The organism is Anabaena sp. UHCC 0451, from assembly GCF_034931405.1.
In the GTDB taxonomy this organism is placed as follows: domain Bacteria; phylum Cyanobacteriota; class Cyanobacteriia; order Cyanobacteriales; family Nostocaceae; genus RDYJ01.
In genome coordinates, this window is record NZ_JAYGHA010000019.1 from 1,165 (window position 1) to 22,074 (window position 20,910).

Below are 20,910 nucleotides of genomic sequence, written 5' to 3' on the forward strand. Positions count from 1 at the left end.
GATTTTTTCAAAATTCAAATATGAGTTATATATTGTATTATGAATTTCTGGGGCGATGTTGTAAGATTTAATACAAATTAGTTATTTTCACTGCTCTTAATAGTATTATAAACAAGGTTAGGACTTACACAAACGAACTTGGTTTATTACCATAACTAACTGTTGAGTAGCCGAATATCTGGTATCTGATGCGTAAGTCTTAAAAAGTTAGCCTTGATACTTGTGTTCCTATCTTCCAGTATGGATGTATTACACTCATGACTGAACTCACACTACTCTTAACAGAAGGTAATACTCAAACCTCGGTTTCAGTTACGCAAGATAAATTTATTATTGGTCGTTTACCAGAATGCGACTTGTTTTTACCTTTTGGGGGAGTTTCCCGCCAACACGCCCGCATCCTCAAAACCAGAAATGGTACTTGGAGTATTGAGGATATGGGTAGTAAAAATGGAACGCAAGTAAATCAACAACCTGTGACTTTAACTCAAGAGTTACATAATGGTGATGTTATTTGGTTGGGTAATATTAGTTTAGTTGTGGTTTTTTCAGCTACTTTAGCAAAGTCACAGTCTCAATCTTTACAAAATGAGGAATCTAATAGTCAGCAAATTACGATTCTGCGGAATGTGGAAGAACTACAAAAACAATGGATAGATGCTACTGGCATTCAGGGCAATAATAGCAAAGAGAAAACTATTGCCCGCCTCAAAGATTTGGTAGATATCGCCAAAAATCTTTGTGCAGCGGCATCTATTGAAGAAATTTTTTCTCAGGTGCAACAAGTAGTTTTTCGTTATATTGATGGCATAGAACGCTTGGCATTATTAATTGATATTGATGATTCTGGTCATTTACAATTAATTAACTCGGCTACTAAAAATAATGACCAAGAAAGAAATTTACCCAAAGATGGTAGTTGGATAAGTCGCAGTATTTGTCAAAAAGTATTTACTGATAAAGTGGCTATTCAAAGTGCTGATACCCGTGCTGATGAAAGGTTTTCTAGTGAACAAAGTATTTTAGTTAAAGGTATTATGAGTGCAATGGCAGTACCTTTATGGGATGAAAATAAAGTAGTTGGTGTTCTCTATGCCGATGCTAATCTTTATTCTTCCCACTGGGCAAATAATGGTGAAGAAGAACTCAGCTTTTTTTCAGCTTTAGCCCATCTTGTTGCTTCCAGTGTCCAACGTTGGTTATTAGTAGATAAACTCAAAAATGAAGCGGTGATTCGTCAACGGCTAGAACGTTATCATTCTCCGGCAATTGTGCAGCAGTTAATAGCGGTGAGAGGTTTTCCCGTCGGGCGGTTGCCTCCTAATGAATGTGAAATCAGTATTTTGTTTGCTGATTTGGTAGGCTTTACAGCTATATCTGAAAGACTTACGCCTACAAAAATCGCAGAATTATTAAATAATTTATTTGAGGAAATGTTACAAGAAGTTTTTGCTTATGGTGGCACTTTAGATAAATATATTGGTGATTGTATTATGGCTTTTTTTGGCGCTCCTGAACCAGAACCAGGTCATGCAGATCGGGCGGTTGCTGCTGCTAAGGGAATGCTTTCTCGTCTGCAACGTTTAAATGCTAATAATTTTTGGCATGAACCTTTACAATTGCGTGTTGTGGTTAACAGTGGTAAAGCTGTGGTGGGTGATATGGGTAGTTCTCAAAGGTTGGATTATACAGCGTTAGGAGCAACAATTAATCTGGCCGCTAGGATGGAACCGATTTGTCCGCCGGGAGAATGTGTTATCAGTGAGGCTACTTACAGAATGCTGTCACAACAGTTGGATTTTCAGGAAATGGGAGATTTTCGGTTTAAGGGGATTGAGCGATTTATTAAGGTTTATCAGACAACAATGAATTACAAGAGGTGACAGGTGACAGGTGACAGGTGACAGGTGACAGGTGACAGTAAGAAGGAAGTAGGGAATAGGTAAGAATTTCCACAATTACTAATCATTTGTAAGTATTCATTTATAGCACTTGTTTATACCCAGATCCCCGACTTCTGACATCACTTTATAATTTGTGGGCAAAATTAAATAAAAGAAGTCGGGGATCTGATCGCCTTACCTAAATTCTTACAATCATTTTGATGGTAGCTTCTATGATAAATGTGTGTAAAACTAAGAAGCTACCTGAAGCTATTTTTTAACGGGAGGTCAGGTAATGGCTATCGCCACGATTAATCCTACCACTGGGGAAACTCTGAAAATCTTTCAGCCGCTTGAGGATGGGGAAATAACGGCTAAACTGGAATTAGCACAGCAGACTTTTGAGGCGTATCGTCAAACAAGTTTTCAGTTGCGATCGCAATGGTTGCAACAAGCAGCTAATATTTTAGAACAAGAAAAGGCAGATTTTGCTAAAATCATGACCCTGGAAATGGGTAAAACCTTAAAATCTGCGATCGCAGAAGTTGAAAAATGCGCCCTCGTTTGTCGTTACTATGCCGAAAATGCACCTAATTTTCTGGCTGATGTGACGGTTAAAACCGATGCTAGTGACAGTTTTGTTAAATATCAGCCTTTAGGTGTCATTCTCGCTGTCATGCCTTGGAATTTCCCCTTTTGGCAGGTTTTTCGGTTTGCAGCACCAGCATTAATGGCCGGAAATGTGGGGTTACTCAAACACGCCTCCAATGTCCCCCAATGTGCTTTAGCAATAGAAGATATTATTAACCGCGCAGGTTTTCCCGCAGGTGCTTTTCAAACTTTATTAATTGGTGCTGCTAAAGTTGCCGGTTTAATAGCTGATGATCGAGTAAAAGCTACCACTTTAACCGGTAGTGAACCAGCAGGTATTTCTCTGGCTGTTGCATCTGGTCAACAAATTAAAAAAACCGTCTTAGAATTAGGGGGAAGTGACCCTTTTATTGTCTTAGAAAGTGCTGATTTAGAATTAGCAGTATCCACCGCAGTCACAGCACGGATGTTAAATAATGGACAATCTTGTATAGCAGCTAAACGATTTATTTTAGCAGAAACAATTGCCGATCAGTTTGAAAAGATGCTATTAGCAAAATTTCAAACTTTGAAAATTGGTGATCCTTTCGCAGATGATACAGATATTGGACCATTGGCAACTCCCGGTATTCTCCAAGATTTAGATCAACAGGTCAAAATTGCTGTAAAAAGTGGTGCTAGAGTCCTCACAGGTGGAAATGCTTTAAAAGATCGTCCTGGTAATTTTTACCCGCCAACTATTATTATAGATATCCCCTTAGATCATCCTATTGCCAAAGAAGAATTTTTCGGTCCGGTAGCTTTATTATTCCGAGTTGCTAATCTTGATGCCGCTATCAAATTAGCGAATGACTCACCTTTTGGTTTGGGTGCAAGTGCCTGGACAAATAATGAAGCAGAACAAAATCGCCTCATTCAAGAAATTGAAGCCGGGGCAGTATTTATTAATAGCATGGTTAAATCTGATCCCCGTTTACCATTTGGGGGAATTAAACGTTCTGGTTATGGTCGAGAGTTGAGTATTCAAGGTATTCATGAATTTGTGAATATCAAGACTGTTTGGGTTAGGTGATTCAATTTTGGATTTTGGATTTTGGATTTTGGATTGTTTTTCTCAACTCCAATCTAAAATCTAAAATTATTCTGACTCCTGACTCCTTTAATTATTACTTTTGAGGAAATAAAATGAATACCGCCGAATTATTAGTACAGTGTTTGGAAAATGAAGGAGTGCAATATGTTTTTGGACTCCCTGGTGAAGAAAACTTACACGTTTTAGAAGCTTTAAAAAATTCATCAATTCAATTTATTACCACTCGTCATGAACAGGGTGCAGCCTTCATGGCAGATGTTTATGGGAGATTAACAGGTAAAGCGGGAGTTTGTCTTTCTACTCTTGGTCCTGGGGCTACAAATTTAATGACTGGTGTGGCAGATGCTAACTTAGATGGTGCGCCATTAGTCGCAATTACCGGACAGGTGGGGACAGATAGAATGCACATTGAGTCCCATCAATATTTAGATTTGGTGGCGATGTTTGCCCCGGTTACTAAATGGAATAAACAGATAGTTAGACCGAGTATTACACCAGAAGTAGTGAGAAAAGCCTTCAAGCGATCGCAAACAGAAAAACCCGGTGCTGTTCACATTGACTTACCGGAAAATATCGCCGCTATGCCCGTAGAAGGCAAACCTTTACATAAGGATAATAGTGAAAAAAGCTATGCTTCTTTTGCCAGTATTCGCGCTGCGGCGGCGGCAATTTCTCAAGCTGTTAATCCGATCATTTTAGTCGGAAATGGGGCAATTCGCGCCCAAGCTAGTGATGCTGTGACGCAATTTGCTACCCAAATGAATCTGCCTGTTGTGAATACTTTCATGGGTAAAGGTGTCATTCCCTATACTCATCCTTTAGCTTTATGGTCTGTAGGTTTACAACAACGAGATTTCATCACTTGCGGTTTTGATCATGCAGATTTAGTCATTGCAATTGGTTATGATTTAATTGAATTTTCTCCCAAAAAATGGAATCCCGAAGGGAATATTCCCATTGTTCATATTGCGGCTACTTCAGCAGAAATTGATAGTAGTTACATTCCCAAAGTGGAAATAGTTGGTGATATTTCTGATTCACTGAATGAAATTTTAAAACTTGCAGATCGTCAAAATAAACCTGCACCTTATGCTATTAGTTTACGTTCTAATATTCGCGCTGATTATGAACAATATGCTAAGGATGATGGTTTTCCCATTAAACCACAAAAATTAATTTATGATTTGCGGCAAGTGATGGGTCCAGATGATATTGTCATTTCTGATGTTGGCGCTCATAAAATGTGGATGGCTAGACATTATCATTGTCATAGTCCCAATACTTGCATTATTTCTAATGGTTTTGCAGCCATGGGAATTGCCATTCCTGGGGCTTTAGCAGCTAAATTAGTCTATCCAAATCGTAAAGTTGTCGCTGTGACTGGTGACGGTGGTTTTATGATGAACTGTCAGGAATTAGAAACAGCTTTGCGGGTGGGTACGGCTTTTGTTACCTTAATTTTTAATGATGGTGGCTATGGTTTAATTGAATGGAAACAGGAAAATCAATTTGGTAAAGGTAATTCTGCTTTTGTGCATTTTGGTAATCCTGATTTTGTTAAATTCGCTGAAAGTATGGGTTTAAAAGGTTATCGTGTGGAATCTGCGACTGATTTAATTCCTGTTCTCAAAGAAGCCTTAAATCAAGATGTTCCTGCTGTTATAGACTGTCGGGTAGACTATCGAGAAAATCGTCGGTTTAGTCAAAAATCAGGTGAGTTAAGTTGTGATGTTTAGGTGATTGGTGATGTTTAACTCGTTCCCAGTCTCTGACTGGGAATAATATATAGAGTCTCTGACTCAAGTATACATCAGAAGGCAGAGCCTTCAATCATTCATTCCCATACAGAGTATAGGAACGAGGAAAATAAAAACCCCTCACTTTTGAAAATTTATCAAGGTGTGGGGTTCTTATTTTGTCTATGATCGCACCCAGTACCTAGTATGGTAGAATTACGAGGTAGCTATTTTGTAAGTATTCAGCTATTTCACTTGTTGATACCAAGATCCCCGACTTCTGCGATCAATTCACAATTTATTGACACGCTAATAAAAGAAGTCGGGGATCTGATCACTATTTTCGTAATTCTTCTTGATTAGGAGGTAAAGGAAGTGTACTAGGGGGTAGGAAATTTATGGCTGTACTGTAGGATACCAGCACAGGTAAGCTGACGGTTACACACCAGATGAACCACTTTCTGTATTTTTCCAGGTCTTGAGTCGGGATTTCACAATACATTTTTACCGAGGATTCATTTACTTCTAATTTGATCCGCATAGATTCCTAATTAAGCGAGAATTTGATTTACAGTTTTTAGTTTGACAGTTCTCTTATGATTTTAAATCCCCTATATTCTCCTAGTTTTCTCCTATGTTTATCCCCCTAAAAATTAAATCAACTATATGTTTTATCCCTATTAATTCCAACTTTCTCCTGACTTTCTCCCAGGATGCTCCCAACTTTCTCCTTCAAATGGAAAATTCTTAGTATTTTGCGAAATTGTAATTTAGATTATTAGACTTTCTTGTAAACAATGGAAAATGAATGGCAGTTATTTTTAAATTATTTTTGTGATACATATTTAGCAGGATATAGTGATTATCAAGTTTTAATTAAAACTATGTATAAAAATGGTAATGACCCAAAATTAATTATTCCCACAAATAAATTAACAGAAGACGAAACCTTTCAGAAAACCTTTAGTAAAATCAAAATAGATAATGTTAAGACTGAAATGTATAGCAAGATTGCTGAAAAGCTTGGCGATAAATATCGTGATAGATGTGAGAAACTTACTGGTAAAACAAAAGGTAAAGCTATAACATTACTCGAAATTATAGAAGTTTTATTTCAGAAATTTCAAGACAGTAAAAAAAATCAAGATAAAAATATTTTCCCAATTGATAACTTGCATATAACAAAGTTGCAAGCAGATTTAAAAGATTTGAACTATGAAGCACAAATAAGAGAATTCAAGGCTTTTTTATCCGAAAACTTTAATCAGTCAATCGGTGCATTTCTGATACATGGAAAAGATAAATACGGACAACGCTGGCTAGTTAATAGACTCATTTTTAATCTTCCTTATTGGAGTATGGGAGAGAAATTCCCAATTTGTCTGAAAAAACATCGTCATGAAATTAATAGAGTTTGGGAAACACTACAGTGGAAATTTGGAAGTACATCTAGTTCCCCTGAAGATGTTATTACAGCTATATATGAACGCTGGGAAAAAGAACCTGTGATACTTTGCTTTGATAATGTTAATGAATATAAAGTTCGTGGTGATTATTTACGAAATTTAATATCTCAATTTTGGCAACCTTTAGCTAAAAAAGCAATATCTGACAAGTTTTATTCTAAATATCCTTTAATACTGTTTTTAATAGATAGAGAAGGGTGTCCAGATGACTTAGACATTGAATTACTAAATAGTTTTGATATAAATAAAGCTCATGTCCCTGTTAAGCTGACAGAGTTATTAAGATTTAAAGAATCAGAAATAGGACTATGGGTAAAAAATAAGGATACTCTTTTTAATCCTATTTTAAGTGATATGAATCTTGAAAAATTTATTGCATTACTCGTTCAATGTAATAATGATGATAACAAAACACCAGAAGATGTATTAGATCAAATTTGTGGACAATTTACCACTAGTGATAATCTTTCTTTGACATGGAAACATTTTGAAAAAACCCTACCACTATGACTAACACAACCTTTGACTACAATTACACAGGTTTAGAACAATACCAACCTCAACCAGACAGAAGCAAAAAAGAATATCCCTATTACCCAGATGAAAACTTAATTAAAGCAGTCAATTTATCAATAGCTTTAGACCGTCCTTTATTATTACAAGGTGAACCAGGATGTGGTAAAACTTTATTAGCAAAAGCTATTGCTTATGAATTTCAACAACGGTTAAATATTCCCAAATATCCTTATTTTTCCTGGTCAATAAAATCTACTACCCGCGCAAAGGAAGGATTATATACTTATGATACCTTAGCAAGATTGCGGGATGCTCAATTAGTTGGTAGAACTGTTTTAAGTGATGATGAACTTAGTAAAATTGCAACTAGAGTTAATGATCCTCAACATCAAGCATATATTAAATATGGTGCTTTGGGGTATGCTTTTCAAGAAACAGAATATCGTCCGATAGTGTTAATTGATGAAATTGATAAAGCTGATATTGATTTTCCTAATGATTTGTTAGAAGTATTGGAAGAATCAAAGTTTGAAATTACAGAAATTGGTAAAACTAAACCAGCTAAACAGCAACCAATTATTATTATTACCAGTAATGACGAGAAAGAATTACCAGATGCTTTTTTAAGGAGATGTATTTATTATTATATTGAATTTCCTGAAGACAAACTCATACAAATTGTTAATGGTCATTTAGGTAAACCTTTAGATGATAAAGATGAAGTAGTTAAACAAGCAGTTGAAAAATTTATGGAAGTTCGTAACCAAGGAACTCGCAGAAAAGATGGTAAAAAACCAAGTACCAGTGAATTATTAGATTTCATACTTTGGTTAAAACGTTCTTCTCAAGAGGAAGCTTTAGATTTCATCAAAAATCTTGAAAAACATCCGCATTTATTAGGAGTTTTACTAAAAAGTAAAGAAGACCAAGATTATTATAAACAGCAAGCAGGAGTAAATAACGATGAATAATCAAAAACCACCTTTATTTGATTTGTTCTTACACCTGCGAAACACAGGAGATTTTCCCCTGACAATTGACCAATATGATTTATTATTAGCAGCATTAGATAAAGGTTTTGGTTTAAGCAGTCGAGAACAATTAAAAACACTCTGTCAAATGCTATGGATAAAGTCTAAACCTAATTCAGAAACAGGTAAGAATTTTAATAAACATTTTGATGATTATTTTGCTCAATTAGATGCAGAAAATCAAGAAATAGCAGAACCTCAAAAACCTGAACCTCCAAAAAATGAACCTGAAAAACCTGAACCTGAAAAATCTGAACCTGAAAAACCTGAATCTCCAAAACCTGAACCTCAAAAAACTGATTTACCCTCTTTTTTACAAACACCAATTGCTTTAAAAGGTGGACTTTTACCGAAAAAACCATTTAATCAAAATGCTAAATTTCAATTATCAATTACAGATTTCCCCGTCACAAAACGCAAAATACAACGCAGTTGGCGTTATTTACGTCTTCCCATACGACAAGGAACATTAACAGAAATAGATATCGAAGCGACAGTACAAAAAATTGGTGAAGATGGGTTTTTACTAGAACCTGTAATCATACCCCAACGCATTAATAGAGCCGAAGTGTTATTATTAATAGATGCTTCTAATTCAATGATTCCTTTTTTCTTGCTTTCTCAACAGTTGGTGGATAACTTACAAGGAAGTAAATTAGGAAAATCGGAAGTTTATTATTTTAGAAATTGTCCAGGGGAATATTTATTTTACCATCCCCAACGTCCAGGAGGTAAACTAACATCAGAGGTTTTAGCGAAATTGCATAAACAAAGAACAGTAGTTTTAATTATTAGTGATGGTGGTGCTGCGCGGGGTGGTGTGAATTATGAGAGAATAGAATTAACAATGGATTTTTTACAAGAATTAAGCAGTTGTGTCCGTCAGGTTGCATGGTTAAACCCCATACCGGAAACACGCTGGAAAGGTACTTCCGCACAAGGTATTTCTCAAGTTGTGAAAATGTATGAATTGGATAATTCCGGTTTGGTTGCTGCGGTAAGGAGGAGGTAATAAGTAGGTTGGGTTGAGGTACGAAACCCAACAAATGTAAGTAATGTTAATCAAAAAGAAATATTGCTTTTATTGAGAATGTTGGGATGTTGGGTTGCGCTTCGCTTAACCCAACCTACGATAAAATATTATATGACTAAAAATATGAACAATTCACCCACCACAACATTTAAACATCCCCATTTACAATCATTCCTGAAACGCTACCCCACACATCAGAAGTTACTGCTTCATGCTGCTTTTCCCTTAGCACTAACACCAGAATTGTTATACTGTTTGCGGGAAAACTTTGTTCCTGATTCTCCTTGGATTGCTGTATCAGATATTTTATTATTTTTATGTCATCCTGTGGGGTTTCAATTATATGAAATGTCCCCAGATGTGAGAAACGAGTTACTTCATTATTTACAACCAGAAGAATTACATAAATTATCTGATTTCATGGTGGAGTATATTCGTCAGCAATTAAAAACTAATTATCGTGCTGATGAAGATTTGGGTGCTGCACCTCAATGGACTGCTTTAGCTTATATTAAACCAGAGGATGCTATTCAAGAAATTAAAGATAAAATTCAAGCATTGTTAAAAAATCAAGACTCAAGAAAGTTAATTAAATTTGCTTCAGTTTTAGAAAGTTATGCTGAAATTGACCCATTAATAAAAGCAGGTTTACAGCCATTATTAATGTTAGCTAGTGGTGAATATCTGACTTTTGATTTTGAAGTGGTGACAGTTAACCGACGGGGTGAAATTATTAAAAGAGAACCGAAACAAGCAACTTACTTTGTGGAAGACTTAGGAAACGGTGTTACTTTGGATATGGTAGCTATCCCTGGTGGTAAATTTATGATGGGTTCACCAGAAGGAGAAGGTCGTGATGAAGAAAAACCCCAGCATGAGGTGACTGTTCCCCCGTTTTTTATGGGTAAATATCAAGTAACTCAGGCGCAATGGCGAGTTGTAGCGGCGTTACCGAAAATTAAAGATGATTTAAAATCAAATCCATCTGAGTTTAAAGGTGATAATTTACCTGTAGAAGGTGTTTTTTGGGATGATGCGGTGGAATTTTGTGCTAGAATATCTAAAGCAACAGGCAAGGAATATCGACTACCCAGTGAAGCGGAGTGGGAATATGCTTGTCGGGCTGGAACTACAACGCCATTTCATTTTGGTGAGACCATTACCAGTGAATTAGCAAATTATGATGCTAATTACACTTTTGCAGATGAACCTAAAGGAACGTATCGAGAAAAAACTACAGCAGTAGGGTCTTTCCCACCTAATGCTTTTGGTTTATACGATATGCACGGTAATGTCTGGGAATGGTGTGCAGATGACTGGCATGGAAATTATATAAATGCGCCTACAAATGGTACTGCTTGGATTAGTCGAAGCGGCACTAAATCAAGTCGAGGCGGTTCTTGGTTCAACTATACTTGGTTCTGTCGTTGTGCGTCTCGCTACAATTTCGACCTCATCGACGACAATAGCGGTTTTCGAGTTGTGCGTGTTCCCCCCAGGACTTAGTAGCCCTTTACACTCTTGCTCTTTTGCCCTTTCCCAGTGTAGCGAAGCGGAACGATCTAAAAATTTTTTTTGTGAATTTCACTCCTTTAATATTACACCATCTTAGCTTTTTGTGCAAGAGGGTCAGAATCAGGATTTACAGGATGAAATGAGGTTCAATATCTTTTTTGTCAGAATCAGGATGTCCAGGATTTTAGGATGTTATTTTATATTCTTAAAAATAATCCACATCTGATATAATAAGAATTAACCAAAAAAATCAGATATCTAAACTTTGCTAAATTGAAATTCTTCCTCTGCCTCTCTGCGGTATGCCTTACGGCACGCTACGCGAACGTTAAAAAAATAATCTAACAATAATAACGAATAAAAAAAATAAAAAATAGAACGCAGATAAACGCAGATGAACGCAGATAAACCATATCCTGTACATCCTTAAATCCTGGTTATCCTGATTCTGACAAATAAAATACCCAACTTCCAAAAAACAATCATTCAATCACATCCTGATTCTGACAAATTTATGATTGCTATTAAACATCAACTGACACTACAAGAATTTCTCACTTTTCCAGAAGAAGATATCACCTATGAATTAGTTAACGGGGAAGCAAAACCGAAAATATCACCCAAAAGATTCCATTCTCGTTTAACTATTGCATTGTGTTTAATTCTCACCCAATGGGCAGAAAATAAAGGTGAAGTTGGTGTAGAATGGGCAGTTATTTTAAAAATTCGTGGTAAAGATTGGGTTCCTGTACCAGACTTATTATATATTTCTTATTCTCGTTTTCCTAATGATGTAATTGAAAATGAAGCTTGTCCAATTCCCCCAGATTTAGTTATAGAAATTATATCACCAGATCAATTTTTTGGAGAAATGAGCGCCAAAGCTACAGATTATCTTGATGCGGGTGTAATGAGAGTTTGGGTAATAGATCCCAAAGCGAAAACTGTCACTATATTTTATCCTGATGCACGTCCCCAAACAAAACGGGGTACAGATAGTTTAGAAGATTCTCTATTTGCAGGTTTGGTAATTTCAGCAGAACAAATTTTTCAACAAGCTGGAATTCCTTAAACTTAGGGAACAGGGAACAGGGAACAGGGAACAGGGAACAGGAAACAGGAAACAGGAAATAATTATTTACCAATTACCAATTACCAATTACCCATTACCAACATCTGTTAAATTGTATCAGGATCTACTCCCAATTCTCTCAATTTCTGAGCTAATAATTGAGCGCGGTTTTCTGATTCTTGTGCGCGTCTTTGTGCTTCCTCTTTTTCTAGTTTTTCCCTAGCAGCACGTTCATCACCTGTAGGAATTACCATTCCTTTTTGATCGCACCAACGTAACCAAATATCATGTCTTCCTTCAAATTCTCCTTCCCAAAATGTCACACCTAAATTAATATCTGTTAACCAGGTTTCTGGGGTTTTTAGATAATTTCTACCTACCAATTGATAAATGTGTAATTGTTCTTCTCCCAGTTCCTGATTAGGATCGTAAACTAGATAATAATTCACTTTCATTCTTTCATAAATCTTCAATTTTTTGGTTAGTTCTTCACCTTCTTGGTTAGAAACTATTTCCATGACTAATTCTGGTGATTTACCAAATTTCCAAACCATGTAACAACGATTTTGTTTTTTCCACCAATCTTCAGGCGTTTCTACATCAAAACTAATAAAGACATCGGGAACAATTGCAGGTTCACCATCGGTATGATATATTCCTACATTGGCTTCACTTAAAAAAGGCTGTAATTCTAAATAACTATAAAGGGAACTAACTAAAAGCCGTTGTTGTTTTGCTGATGGAAAATTATCCACAGGTGTATCGTCTTCTGTAATTAGTAAATTAGCATCTGGAATATAGTGATCATCAACTTTGTCTAAAAGTTGTTCAGTCATGATTTTTCTTCACTTATTCAATAGCATTATTTTAATTATACTTCGTGTAGATCCCCGACTTCTTAAAGAAGTCGGGGATCTGGTTTGCTAAAAAAGAAAAGTTTTCGGCGAATATAATTCGCTACTACACAAGCGAAGTCCACCTTCGTGGACTAATGAAAAATCAAGGATTCTGAACCCACGTTCGCGTAGCGTTCCGAAGGAATAGGTGGGTTTTGTCTGTGTAGCCGCGATTTATAATCGCCCAGAGATTATGAATTTAGACTTTTCAAACACCCTCTCAGTCTGCGATAATCTTTCAAAGTATTGATGTCAATAACCACGCAAGTTGAGGATATCACTGTGACTAAGTTCTTATTTGTAACCGATTTGGATCATACCCTTGTAGGTGATGATCGGGCTTTGGTAGAATTGAGCGATCGCTTACAACGTCATCGTCAACAACATGGCACAAAAATAGTTTATTCCACCGGACGCTCTCCACTTCTTTACCAAGAACTCCAACAGGAAAAAAATCTCTTCTCCCCAGATGCGCTGGTTTTATCTGTGGGTACGGAAATTTACCACGATGGTAGCGACATTCCAGATCCCGAATGGTCAAAAATTCTCTCTCCCGGATGGCAACGGGAAACTATACTTGCTATTACCCAAAAATTTCCTGAATTAGTTCTGCAACCAGAATCAGAACAACGCCCTTTTAAGGTCAGTTTCTTCCTCAAAGCAGAATTTTCGGGTATATTACCACAACTTGAGGCAGAGTTGGAAAAATCGCAATTAAATATAAAGTTAATTTATAGTAGCGGAATAGACCTTGACATTTTACCCCTGACCAGCGATAAAGGTCAAGCAATGCAATTTCTACGACAAAAGTGGAAATTTGCAGCCGAGCAAACTGTTGTTTGTGGCGATTCAGGTAATGATATTGCTTTATTCGCTGTAGGTAACGAACGGGGAATCATTGTCGGTAATGCTCGTCCAGAGTTGTTACAATGGCACAATCAAAACCCTGCTGACTACCGTTACCTAGCACAAAACTTTTGTGCTGCGGGGATTATGGAAGGTTTAAAATACTTTGGGTTTCTAGAATGATAAGTTATCTTAAAGGTATAATTGCTGGTGTGCAAACGGTTAGCGCCAATCGCACAATTCTGACTTTAGAAGTGAATGGCACAGGGTATGATTTACAGATTCCCCAACGCCTAGCTAACCAATTAACAAATACTGGTAATGTGGTACAAATTTTTACCCATTACCAAATTCGGGAAGAAATACCCATGCTCTATGGCTTTTCTTCACCCTCAGAACGGGATTTATTTCGTCACCTGTTGTCTGTAAGTGGAATTGGTGCAGCTTTAGCGATCGCTCTTTTGGATACTTTGGAATTACCAGAGTTAGTGCAAGCGATTATTGCGGCTAATACCCAAATCTTAATTCAAGCTCCTGGAGTGGGCAAGAAAACCGCTGAACGCTTATGTTTAGAACTGAAAGGTAAATTGATCGAGTGGCGTAAATCAGCAGGGTTCTTTGTGGCTACAGGTGGTCCAGCACCAGGAATTTTGGAAGAAGTGCAAATGACTCTCTTCGCTTTGGGATATACTGCCCATGAAGTTAGTCACGCTCTGCACGTCGTTAGCGAAAATATCGGTTTACCCAAGGATGCCTATGTGGAAGATTGGATTAAACAAGCGATCGCACATTTGAGTAGTAATGAAGTAGTTACTGGTTGAAAATTGGAACTTGGGAATTAGAAAATCCAAAATCCAAAATCTAAAATCTAAAATCTAAAATGAGTAATCCTTACGCTTGGATAGAAGCATCTTTAGAAACCATTCATCGGGCTGACTGGTATCGTTCTGTACAAACAATTAACAGTCTTCCCGGTGCGATCGTGCTGTTATCTGGGCAAAAGGTGATTAACTTTGCTAGTAACGATTATTTAGGATTAGCAGCAGATGAAAGCTTAAAAAAAGCCGCAATTCAAGCTATTCAAGAATTCGGTACTGGTAGTACAGGTTCTCGATTACTCACTGGACATAGAGAATTACACAGAGAATTAGAACAGGCGATCGCATCTACCAAACAAACAGAAGATGCAGTAGTATTTAGTTCGGGATATTTAGCAAATCTAGGTGCAATTACCGCCTTAGTTGGAAAGCGAGATTTAATATTATCAGATCAATATAACCATTCCAGTTTAAAAAATGGTGCAGTTCTCAGCGGTGCAACTATCGCAGAATATCCCCATTGTGATATCAACGAATTAACAGCTAAATTACAACAACAACGTCAAAATCATCGACGCTGTTTAATTATCACCGACAGCGTTTTTAGCATGGATGGTGATTTATGTCCTTTACCAGAATTGCTAAATTTAGCAGAAGAATTTAGTTGTATGCTGCTCATAGATGAAGCTCACGCTACCGGAGTTATGGGTAAAACTGGGGCTGGTTGTGTGGAGCATTTCGACTGTACAGGTAGAGAGTTAATTCAAATTGGCACATTAAGTAAAGCCTTGGGAAGTTTAGGCGGATATGTAGCGGGAAGTCATACTCTCATTGACTTTTTAAGAAACCGCGCTCCCAGTTGGATTTATACCACAGCCCTTTCCCCCGCAGACACCGCAGCAGCTTTAGCAGCAGTTAAGATAGTCCAACAACAACCAGAACGCCGAAAGCAACTATGGGATAATGTTGATTATTTAAAACAATTGATCACAGAAAATTTACCTGGTTTAAAAATCCTACCTTCCCAATCTCCCATATTATGTTTTCAATTACCTGATGCTGCTACAGCATTAAAAGCAGGAAAGCATCTCAGAGAAGCGGGTATTTTTGCACCTGCTATCCGTCCACCCACAGTCCCCACCAGTCGCATTAGAATCACGATGATGGCAACTCACAAAAAAGAGCATATTAATAAATTAGTGAATACTTTAAAAGAGATGGAGTTGTAGAGTAATTTCAGTTATTTCCTAGAGAATATATAAATCCCTTGGATCATACCTATATCATACCAGAAAAAAAGTATCTGTCAATATCAATGACTGAAAAAACCAAAACTCGTTAAATTATTGATAATGATGTCAATAATCTTGAGAATAGACTGGTCTTATTGCGAAAATAGAGCTAAAAATCTTTTTTGCCAAAATCCAAATTTAAATAACTTATATGTGCCTATTATAGTTGTTTTGTTGTTTGGTATTCTCCTATTCTGCATTTTAAACCCAATTTTATGTAAAACTGTACAGAATAATAAAATTCATGTATTAATCTGCGTTTATTTGCGTTTATCTGCGTTCAATTTTTACTTACTAAAAGTTGCTAACCAGGAGCGACTAATTGTACCATCATCTTCAAAACCCAACAACAAACTATTGAACATCTCACCAAATTAGGGATAATTTGAAGAATGAGTAATTCCCTATTTCCAATGACAAAACCAATTGAAGTCCGTAACCCCCGCACAAGTAAATTTGATTATGTCATCATCCCCCCACCCCCGAAGTTGCTTTCCCAGCAATGTCACCGACTCCGCAGGGGACAAATTCTTTGGCAGGAAATCGGAATTGAAGGCAGAATTGAAGCACTCAAGCAATGGAAAAAAGCCATATTATCTGATCGTAAACAGCTAACAGATGCTTTAGTGAATGATACAGGTAGATTATCAACATCAATATTAGAAATAGACTCTTTTTTAAATACCATTGATAGGTGGTGTAATTTAGCGCCTCAGCTATTACAAGAAACTGCCAAAAATACATCTATTCCCTTTATTGCTTTACAACAAACATCCGTTCCTTACTGCTTAGTAGGTGTAATTAGCCCTTGGAATTTTCCTCTTTTATTATCTACAATTGATACAATTCCCGCTTTATTAGCTGGTTGTGCAGTCATAGTCAAACCCAGTGAAATTACACCCCGTTTCGTTGCACCATTGATGACCACATTAAATACAATTCCTAAATTGCGCGATGCCTTAAATTTTGTCGAAGGTGCAGGACAAACAGGTGCAGCTTTAATAGAAGATGTAGATTTAATTTGCTTTACAGGTAGCGTGGAAACAGGAAGAGTAGTAGCAGAAACCGCAGCCAGAAACTTTATTCCTGCCTTTTTAGAATTAGGTGGAAAAGATCCTGCAATTGTACTAGAATCAGCAGATTTAGATTTAGCAACTTCAGCAATTTTATGGGGTTCAGTTGTTAATTCTGGACAGTCATGTTTATCCATTGAAAGAATTTATGTAGCTGAATCTATCTTTGAAGAATTTTATCATCAATTAATAGCTAAAGCCCATCGTTTGCAACTAGCTTATCCAACTGTTGAAAGCGGAGAAATAGGACCCATCATTTGTGAAAACCAAGCAGCAATTATTAATGAACATTTGCAAGATGCAGTTTCTAAAGGTGCAGTAATTCACTGTGGTGGTAAAGTAGAAGAATTAGGTGGTGGTTGGTGGTGTCGTCCTACAGTAATCACTAATGTTAACCATTCTATGAAAATCATGAATGAAGAAACATTTGGTCCAATTATGCCCATCATGTCTTTTTCTACCATTGAAGAAGCTATAGATTTAGCCAATGATTCTATTTATGGTTTGAGTGCGGCTATATTTGCAGATTCTCCAGAATTAGCATTAGAAATTGGTATGCAAATAGATGTAGGTGCTATTAGTATTAATGATGCAGGTTTAACAGCCATGATGCACGAAGGAGAGAAAAACGCCTTTAAATTTTCTGGTTTGGGAGGTTCGCGCATGGGTTCTGCCGGTTTAAAACGTTTTCTCAGAAAAAAAGCCTTTTTGATTAAAACCAACACCAATAAAGACCCTTGGTGGTTTAATGATGAAGAGTAGAGAAGGTGACAGGGAACAGGTGACAGGTGACAGGAGTATGAGAAAGATTAGAAGTAATTTTACCAATTACCTTAAGAATTCAGATGAGGCGATAAGATCCCCGACTTCTTTTGTTTATTGTGTCCATAAATGATAAATTGATCTCAGAAGTCGGGGATCTGAGTATGAACGATTGCTATAGATGAATATTTACCAATTACCAATTACCAAAAAAAAATTATGTCTAATATTCGGTTAGAAATGCCAGTTTTAGCACGTCATCAAGGTGAATGGATAGGAACTTATACCTTGGTAGATATTAACGGGAACATTCTTGATAGTCATCAATCCCATTTGAGTTGTCAATTTCCTGATAATGGCGAATATTCCTACTACCAAATCAATCGTTATACTTGGAATGATGGCAAAAAAGAAGAACATCAATTTCCAGGAACATATCGAGATAAAAAACTTTGGTTTGATACAGAACGCATTCAAGGTAAAGCCTGGGAAATTGATGATTCAACCGTGATTTTGTGGTTTGGTTATAAACAATTGCCAGAGATGTATTTATATGAAATGATTCAAATTAGTCCTGATAATAATTATCGCGCTCGTACTTGGCACTGGTTTAAAAATAATCAAATCTATCAACGGACATTAATTCAGGAAGAAAGAGTAAAATAGTAATTCTGACTCAGAACTGATGAATTCATCCGTCTTTATCTGCGTTTATCTGCGTTTATCTGCGTTTAATGATTCTTGAAGTCTCATTTTTTGCAGTTTCATCTTCATTTGGTATTACATTTAGTTATTCACTAACAAGGTAAAAACATGGCAAAAAGTGACAAAATTAACTTTTCTACCCCTAGCGGGTTTCCTGAATTTCTTCCTAGCGAAAAGCGTCTAGAAGTACATTTATTAGATATAATTCGGCGAGTATTTGAAAGCTATGGTTTTACACCCATTGAAACCCCAGCCGTAGAAAGGTTAGAAGTGCTGCAAGCCAAGGGAAATCAAGGTGATAATATAATATATGGTATTGACCCAATTTTACCACCAAATCGCCAAGCTGAAAAAGATAAATCTGGAGAAACTGGTTCAGAAGCCAGGGCTTTAAAATTTGATCAAACTGTTCCCTTTGCGGCTTATATTGCCCGTCATTTAAATGAATTAACCTTTCCCTTTGCTCGTTATCAAATGGATATGGTTTTTCGGGGAGAAAGGGCAAAAGATGGACGTTTTCGGCAATTTCGCCAATGTGATATTGATGTTGTCGCTCGTGGTAAACTCAGTTTATTATATGATGCCCAAATGCCGGCAATAATTACTGAAATTTTTGAAGCTATTAATATCGGTGATTTTGTAATTAGAATCAATAACCGTAAAATCCTCACAGGTTTTTTTGAGTCTGTGGGAGTTGCTGAAAACCAAATTAAAGCCTGTATTGGGATTATTGATAATCTCGAAAAAATTGGTGAATCTAAAGTTAAATTAGAGTTAGAAAAAGCAGGTATTTCTTCAGAACAAACAGAGAAGATAATTGAGTTTATTAAAATTGATGGTAGCATTGATGATATTTTAGATAAACTCAAACATCTAGCTTTTAATTTACCATCAGCAGAACAATTAAATCTAGGAGTGAATGAATTAGAAACCGTAATTAATGGCGTGAGAGATTTAGGAGTTACTGATAAACGTTTCTGTATTGATTTATCAATTGCTCGTGGTTTAAATTACTATACTGGCACAGTTTATGAAACTACTTTAATCGGACATGAAGCCTTGGGTAGTATCTGTTCTGGTGGCAGATATGAAGAATTAGTGGGGATGTTTTTAGGTGAAAAAATGCCGGGAGTGGGCATTTCTATCGGCTTAACTCGCTTAATTAGTCGGTTGTTAAAAGCGGGTATTCTGAATACCTTATCTGCCACACCAACCCAGGTAGTGGTAGTGAATATGCAGGAAGATTTAATGCCTGTTTATTTAAAGGTATCACAGCAATTAAGACAAGCGGGAATTAATGTTGTGACTAACTTTGAAAAACGTCCTTTAGGTAAACAATTCCAAGCCGCAGATAAGCAAGGAATTCAATTTTGTGTAATTATTGGTGCTGATGAAGCCGCAGCAGAAAAATCATCATTAAAGGATTTAAAATCAGGTGAACAAATAGAGGTAGCTTTGGCAGATTTAGCTGAAGAAATTAAACTGAGGTTAGTCTAATTAACCATTAGTTTTTGTGATCAATAGGCCAGGACTTACGCAACTGGCATATTGGTAGGGTGCGTCAGACTGCGTAAATCCTGGTTATATTTAAAATGTGGGGTGAGACACCTGATGGGTATAACACTACACCCGATATTAACAGAATCAGCAATATAATAGTAATGAATTGATTCCTATGGCTAGGTGTCAATTAATTAGGGCGATCGCATAACAATAGTACAACTATCACGGAACTGCGATCGCTTCTTTTCCATCTCCAATAATCGATCTATTACTATACAAACAAAGTCCGTCTGCGCGGACTAACAAAAAATCAAGGATTTGAAACCCACGCAGGTGGGTTTTCCCTGTATAGACGCGGTTTCTAACCGCCTGTACCACTGATTCCTGACTAATATATAATATTAATTTTTCTCAGCATCTAACCCATTAATTTCTCTACATTTAACCTCAGCCGCTTGATAAGCTGCTAAATATTCATGATCACCTAACATTAAATCTCCATAATATTCATAAGGTGCTTTACCATAAATTGGCAAAGGATCATCTTCTGGATAATCTTCTTTTGATTCGTCCAGTATGGCTTTTAGTTTTTTAACAGTCAGACTTTGTGCGGGAAAATACCAAATGTTCTTATGGTTTTTTTGTAAATAAGGAAAAGTGGGATCAATAATCACATCATCTAATTCAATCCAACCATGTTCAACAGGTTTGTATGGTTGTCCAGTAAACACTATAAAGCCTTGAACGTACTTTGCACCTTCAGTAACTAAAGCTGCTTTGTAAGCATTTTCAAAAGGCTTTTTAGCTTTACTTTTGATGCTTTCTGCAACTTGTTGAGATAAGGTTTCATCTAAGATTTTATTCATGGGTGAAATTATCATCCTCTAATGACTGTTAATTCTATTATCTCTTAATTTATGCACGTTTGCGGAACAGGAAGATGTGGAATTTAATCAAATCTTACATAAAAACTTTACACGATTTTTCTAACCTAAATTTTGGCAAATCTAGCAATTCTATTTGATTTGTGAATGCAAGAGTCAGATCCCCGACTTCTGAGATAAATTTATCATTTATGT

Annotated in this window: 16 protein-coding genes; 14 read left to right on the forward strand and 2 right to left on the reverse strand. The window is 36.5% G+C overall.

The window, feature by feature from the left end:
* The first annotated feature begins 257 nt into the window (after window positions 1-257).
* The 8 genes from VB694_RS14445 (at window position 258) to VB694_RS14480 (ending at window position 11,936) form a co-directional block, all read left to right on the forward strand.
* A complete protein-coding gene (locus VB694_RS14445; RefSeq protein WP_323361016.1) occupies window positions 258-1,883 on the forward strand; it encodes an adenylate/guanylate cyclase domain-containing protein in 1,626 nt (541 codons plus the stop codon).
* Between the two features lie 295 nt (window positions 1,884-2,178).
* Entirely contained in the window at window positions 2,179-3,546 is a 1,368-nt protein-coding gene (locus tag VB694_RS14450) for an NAD-dependent succinate-semialdehyde dehydrogenase (RefSeq protein ID WP_323361017.1), read from the forward strand.
* 113 nt (window positions 3,547-3,659) lie between these two features.
* Window positions 3,660-5,303 carry an acetolactate synthase large subunit gene (locus VB694_RS14455; RefSeq protein ID WP_323361018.1) on the forward strand — a complete coding sequence of 548 codons (1,644 nt, stop codon included), beginning with the start codon at window positions 3,660-3,662 and terminating at the stop codon, window positions 5,301-5,303.
* Between the two features lie 797 nt (window positions 5,304-6,100).
* Entirely contained in the window at window positions 6,101-7,279 is a 1,179-nt protein-coding gene (locus VB694_RS14460; protein WP_323361019.1) for a hypothetical protein, read from the forward strand.
* Window positions 7,276-8,256, forward strand: a complete 981-nt coding sequence (locus VB694_RS14465) for a MoxR family ATPase (RefSeq protein WP_323361020.1) — start codon at window positions 7,276-7,278, stop codon at window positions 8,254-8,256. The genes VB694_RS14460 and VB694_RS14465 overlap by 4 nt, the downstream gene beginning before the upstream one ends.
* Window positions 8,249-9,328, forward strand: a complete 1,080-nt coding sequence (locus VB694_RS14470; protein WP_323361021.1) for a hypothetical protein — start codon at window positions 8,249-8,251, stop codon at window positions 9,326-9,328. The genes VB694_RS14465 and VB694_RS14470 overlap by 8 nt, the downstream gene beginning before the upstream one ends.
* A gap of 132 nt (window positions 9,329-9,460) precedes the next feature.
* Window positions 9,461-10,855 (forward strand): formylglycine-generating enzyme family protein, encoded by a 1,395-nt coding sequence (locus VB694_RS14475; protein WP_323361022.1) that lies wholly within the window; start codon window positions 9,461-9,463, stop codon window positions 10,853-10,855.
* A gap of 523 nt (window positions 10,856-11,378) precedes the next feature.
* On the forward strand, window positions 11,379-11,936 hold the full coding sequence (locus VB694_RS14480) for a Uma2 family endonuclease (protein ID WP_323361023.1): 558 nt from the start codon (window positions 11,379-11,381) through the stop codon (window positions 11,934-11,936).
* Window positions 11,937-12,043: 107 nt separating this feature from the next.
* Here VB694_RS14480 and VB694_RS14485 read toward each other — a convergent pair whose 3' ends face one another.
* Window positions 12,044-12,772, reverse strand: coding sequence for a Uma2 family endonuclease (locus VB694_RS14485; RefSeq protein WP_323361024.1), 729 nt, complete (start codon window positions 12,770-12,772; stop codon window positions 12,044-12,046).
* A gap of 342 nt (window positions 12,773-13,114) precedes the next feature.
* On the opposite strand from VB694_RS14485, the gene VB694_RS14490 reads away from it, so the two are divergent.
* The 6 genes from VB694_RS14490 to hisS all read left to right on the forward strand — a co-directional run bounded on the left by VB694_RS14490 (window position 13,115) and on the right by hisS (window position 19,825).
* Window positions 13,115-13,861, forward strand: a complete 747-nt coding sequence (locus VB694_RS14490; RefSeq protein WP_323361025.1) for a sucrose-phosphate phosphatase — start codon at window positions 13,115-13,117, stop codon at window positions 13,859-13,861.
* Window positions 13,858-14,499, forward strand: a complete 642-nt coding sequence (gene ruvA, locus VB694_RS14495; RefSeq protein ID WP_323361026.1) for a Holliday junction branch migration protein RuvA — start codon at window positions 13,858-13,860, stop codon at window positions 14,497-14,499. The genes VB694_RS14490 and ruvA overlap by 4 nt, the downstream gene beginning before the upstream one ends.
* A 59-nt stretch (window positions 14,500-14,558) precedes the next feature.
* Window positions 14,559-15,725 (forward strand): 8-amino-7-oxononanoate synthase, encoded by a 1,167-nt coding sequence (gene bioF, locus VB694_RS14500; RefSeq protein WP_323361027.1) that lies wholly within the window; start codon window positions 14,559-14,561, stop codon window positions 15,723-15,725.
* Window positions 15,726-16,201: 476 nt separating this feature from the next.
* A complete protein-coding gene (locus VB694_RS14505) occupies window positions 16,202-17,623 on the forward strand; it encodes an aldehyde dehydrogenase family protein (RefSeq protein ID WP_323361028.1) in 1,422 nt (473 codons plus the stop codon).
* 219 nt (window positions 17,624-17,842) lie between these two features.
* The gene (locus tag VB694_RS14510) at window positions 17,843-18,289 is read left to right on the forward strand and encodes a DUF3598 family protein (protein ID WP_323361029.1); all 447 of its coding nucleotides are present in this window, start codon (window positions 17,843-17,845) and stop codon (window positions 18,287-18,289) included.
* Window positions 18,290-18,436: 147 nt separating this feature from the next.
* Entirely contained in the window at window positions 18,437-19,825 is a 1,389-nt protein-coding gene (gene hisS / locus VB694_RS14515; protein ID WP_323361030.1) for a histidine--tRNA ligase, read from the forward strand.
* 407 nt (window positions 19,826-20,232) lie between these two features.
* Here hisS and VB694_RS14520 read toward each other — a convergent pair whose 3' ends face one another.
* Window positions 20,233-20,697 (reverse strand): hypothetical protein, encoded by a 465-nt coding sequence (locus VB694_RS14520; protein ID WP_323361031.1) that lies wholly within the window; start codon window positions 20,695-20,697, stop codon window positions 20,233-20,235.
* Window positions 20,698-20,910 lie beyond the last annotated feature (213 nt).

What these genes read in the sequence shown, in the direction of transcription:
- VB694_RS14480 (WP_323361023.1), top strand. Translation starts at nt 11,379, where the DNA reads ATGATTGCTATTAAACATCAACTGACACTACAAGAATTTCTCACTTTT.
- VB694_RS14465 (WP_323361020.1), top strand. Translation starts at nt 7,276, where the DNA reads ATGACTAACACAACCTTTGACTACAATTACACAGGTTTAGAACAATAC.
- VB694_RS14485 (WP_323361024.1), bottom strand. Translation starts at nt 12,772, where the DNA reads ATGACTGAACAACTTTTAGACAAAGTTGATGATCACTATATTCCAGAT.
- bioF (WP_323361027.1), top strand. Translation starts at nt 14,559, where the DNA reads ATGAGTAATCCTTACGCTTGGATAGAAGCATCTTTAGAAACCATTCAT.
- VB694_RS14450 (WP_323361017.1), top strand. Translation starts at nt 2,179, where the DNA reads ATGGCTATCGCCACGATTAATCCTACCACTGGGGAAACTCTGAAAATC.
- VB694_RS14520 (WP_323361031.1), bottom strand. Translation starts at nt 20,697, where the DNA reads ATGAATAAAATCTTAGATGAAACCTTATCTCAACAAGTTGCAGAAAGC.
- VB694_RS14445 (WP_323361016.1), top strand. Translation starts at nt 258, where the DNA reads ATGACTGAACTCACACTACTCTTAACAGAAGGTAATACTCAAACCTCG.
- VB694_RS14510 (WP_323361029.1), top strand. Translation starts at nt 17,843, where the DNA reads ATGTCTAATATTCGGTTAGAAATGCCAGTTTTAGCACGTCATCAAGGT.
- ruvA (WP_323361026.1), top strand. Translation starts at nt 13,858, where the DNA reads ATGATAAGTTATCTTAAAGGTATAATTGCTGGTGTGCAAACGGTTAGC.
- VB694_RS14460 (WP_323361019.1), top strand. Translation starts at nt 6,101, where the DNA reads ATGGAAAATGAATGGCAGTTATTTTTAAATTATTTTTGTGATACATAT.
- VB694_RS14505 (WP_323361028.1), top strand. Translation starts at nt 16,202, where the DNA reads ATGACAAAACCAATTGAAGTCCGTAACCCCCGCACAAGTAAATTTGAT.
- VB694_RS14470 (WP_323361021.1), top strand. Translation starts at nt 8,249, where the DNA reads ATGAATAATCAAAAACCACCTTTATTTGATTTGTTCTTACACCTGCGA.
- VB694_RS14455 (WP_323361018.1), top strand. Translation starts at nt 3,660, where the DNA reads ATGAATACCGCCGAATTATTAGTACAGTGTTTGGAAAATGAAGGAGTG.
- VB694_RS14475 (WP_323361022.1), top strand. Translation starts at nt 9,461, where the DNA reads ATGACTAAAAATATGAACAATTCACCCACCACAACATTTAAACATCCC.
- hisS (WP_323361030.1), top strand. Translation starts at nt 18,437, where the DNA reads ATGGCAAAAAGTGACAAAATTAACTTTTCTACCCCTAGCGGGTTTCCT.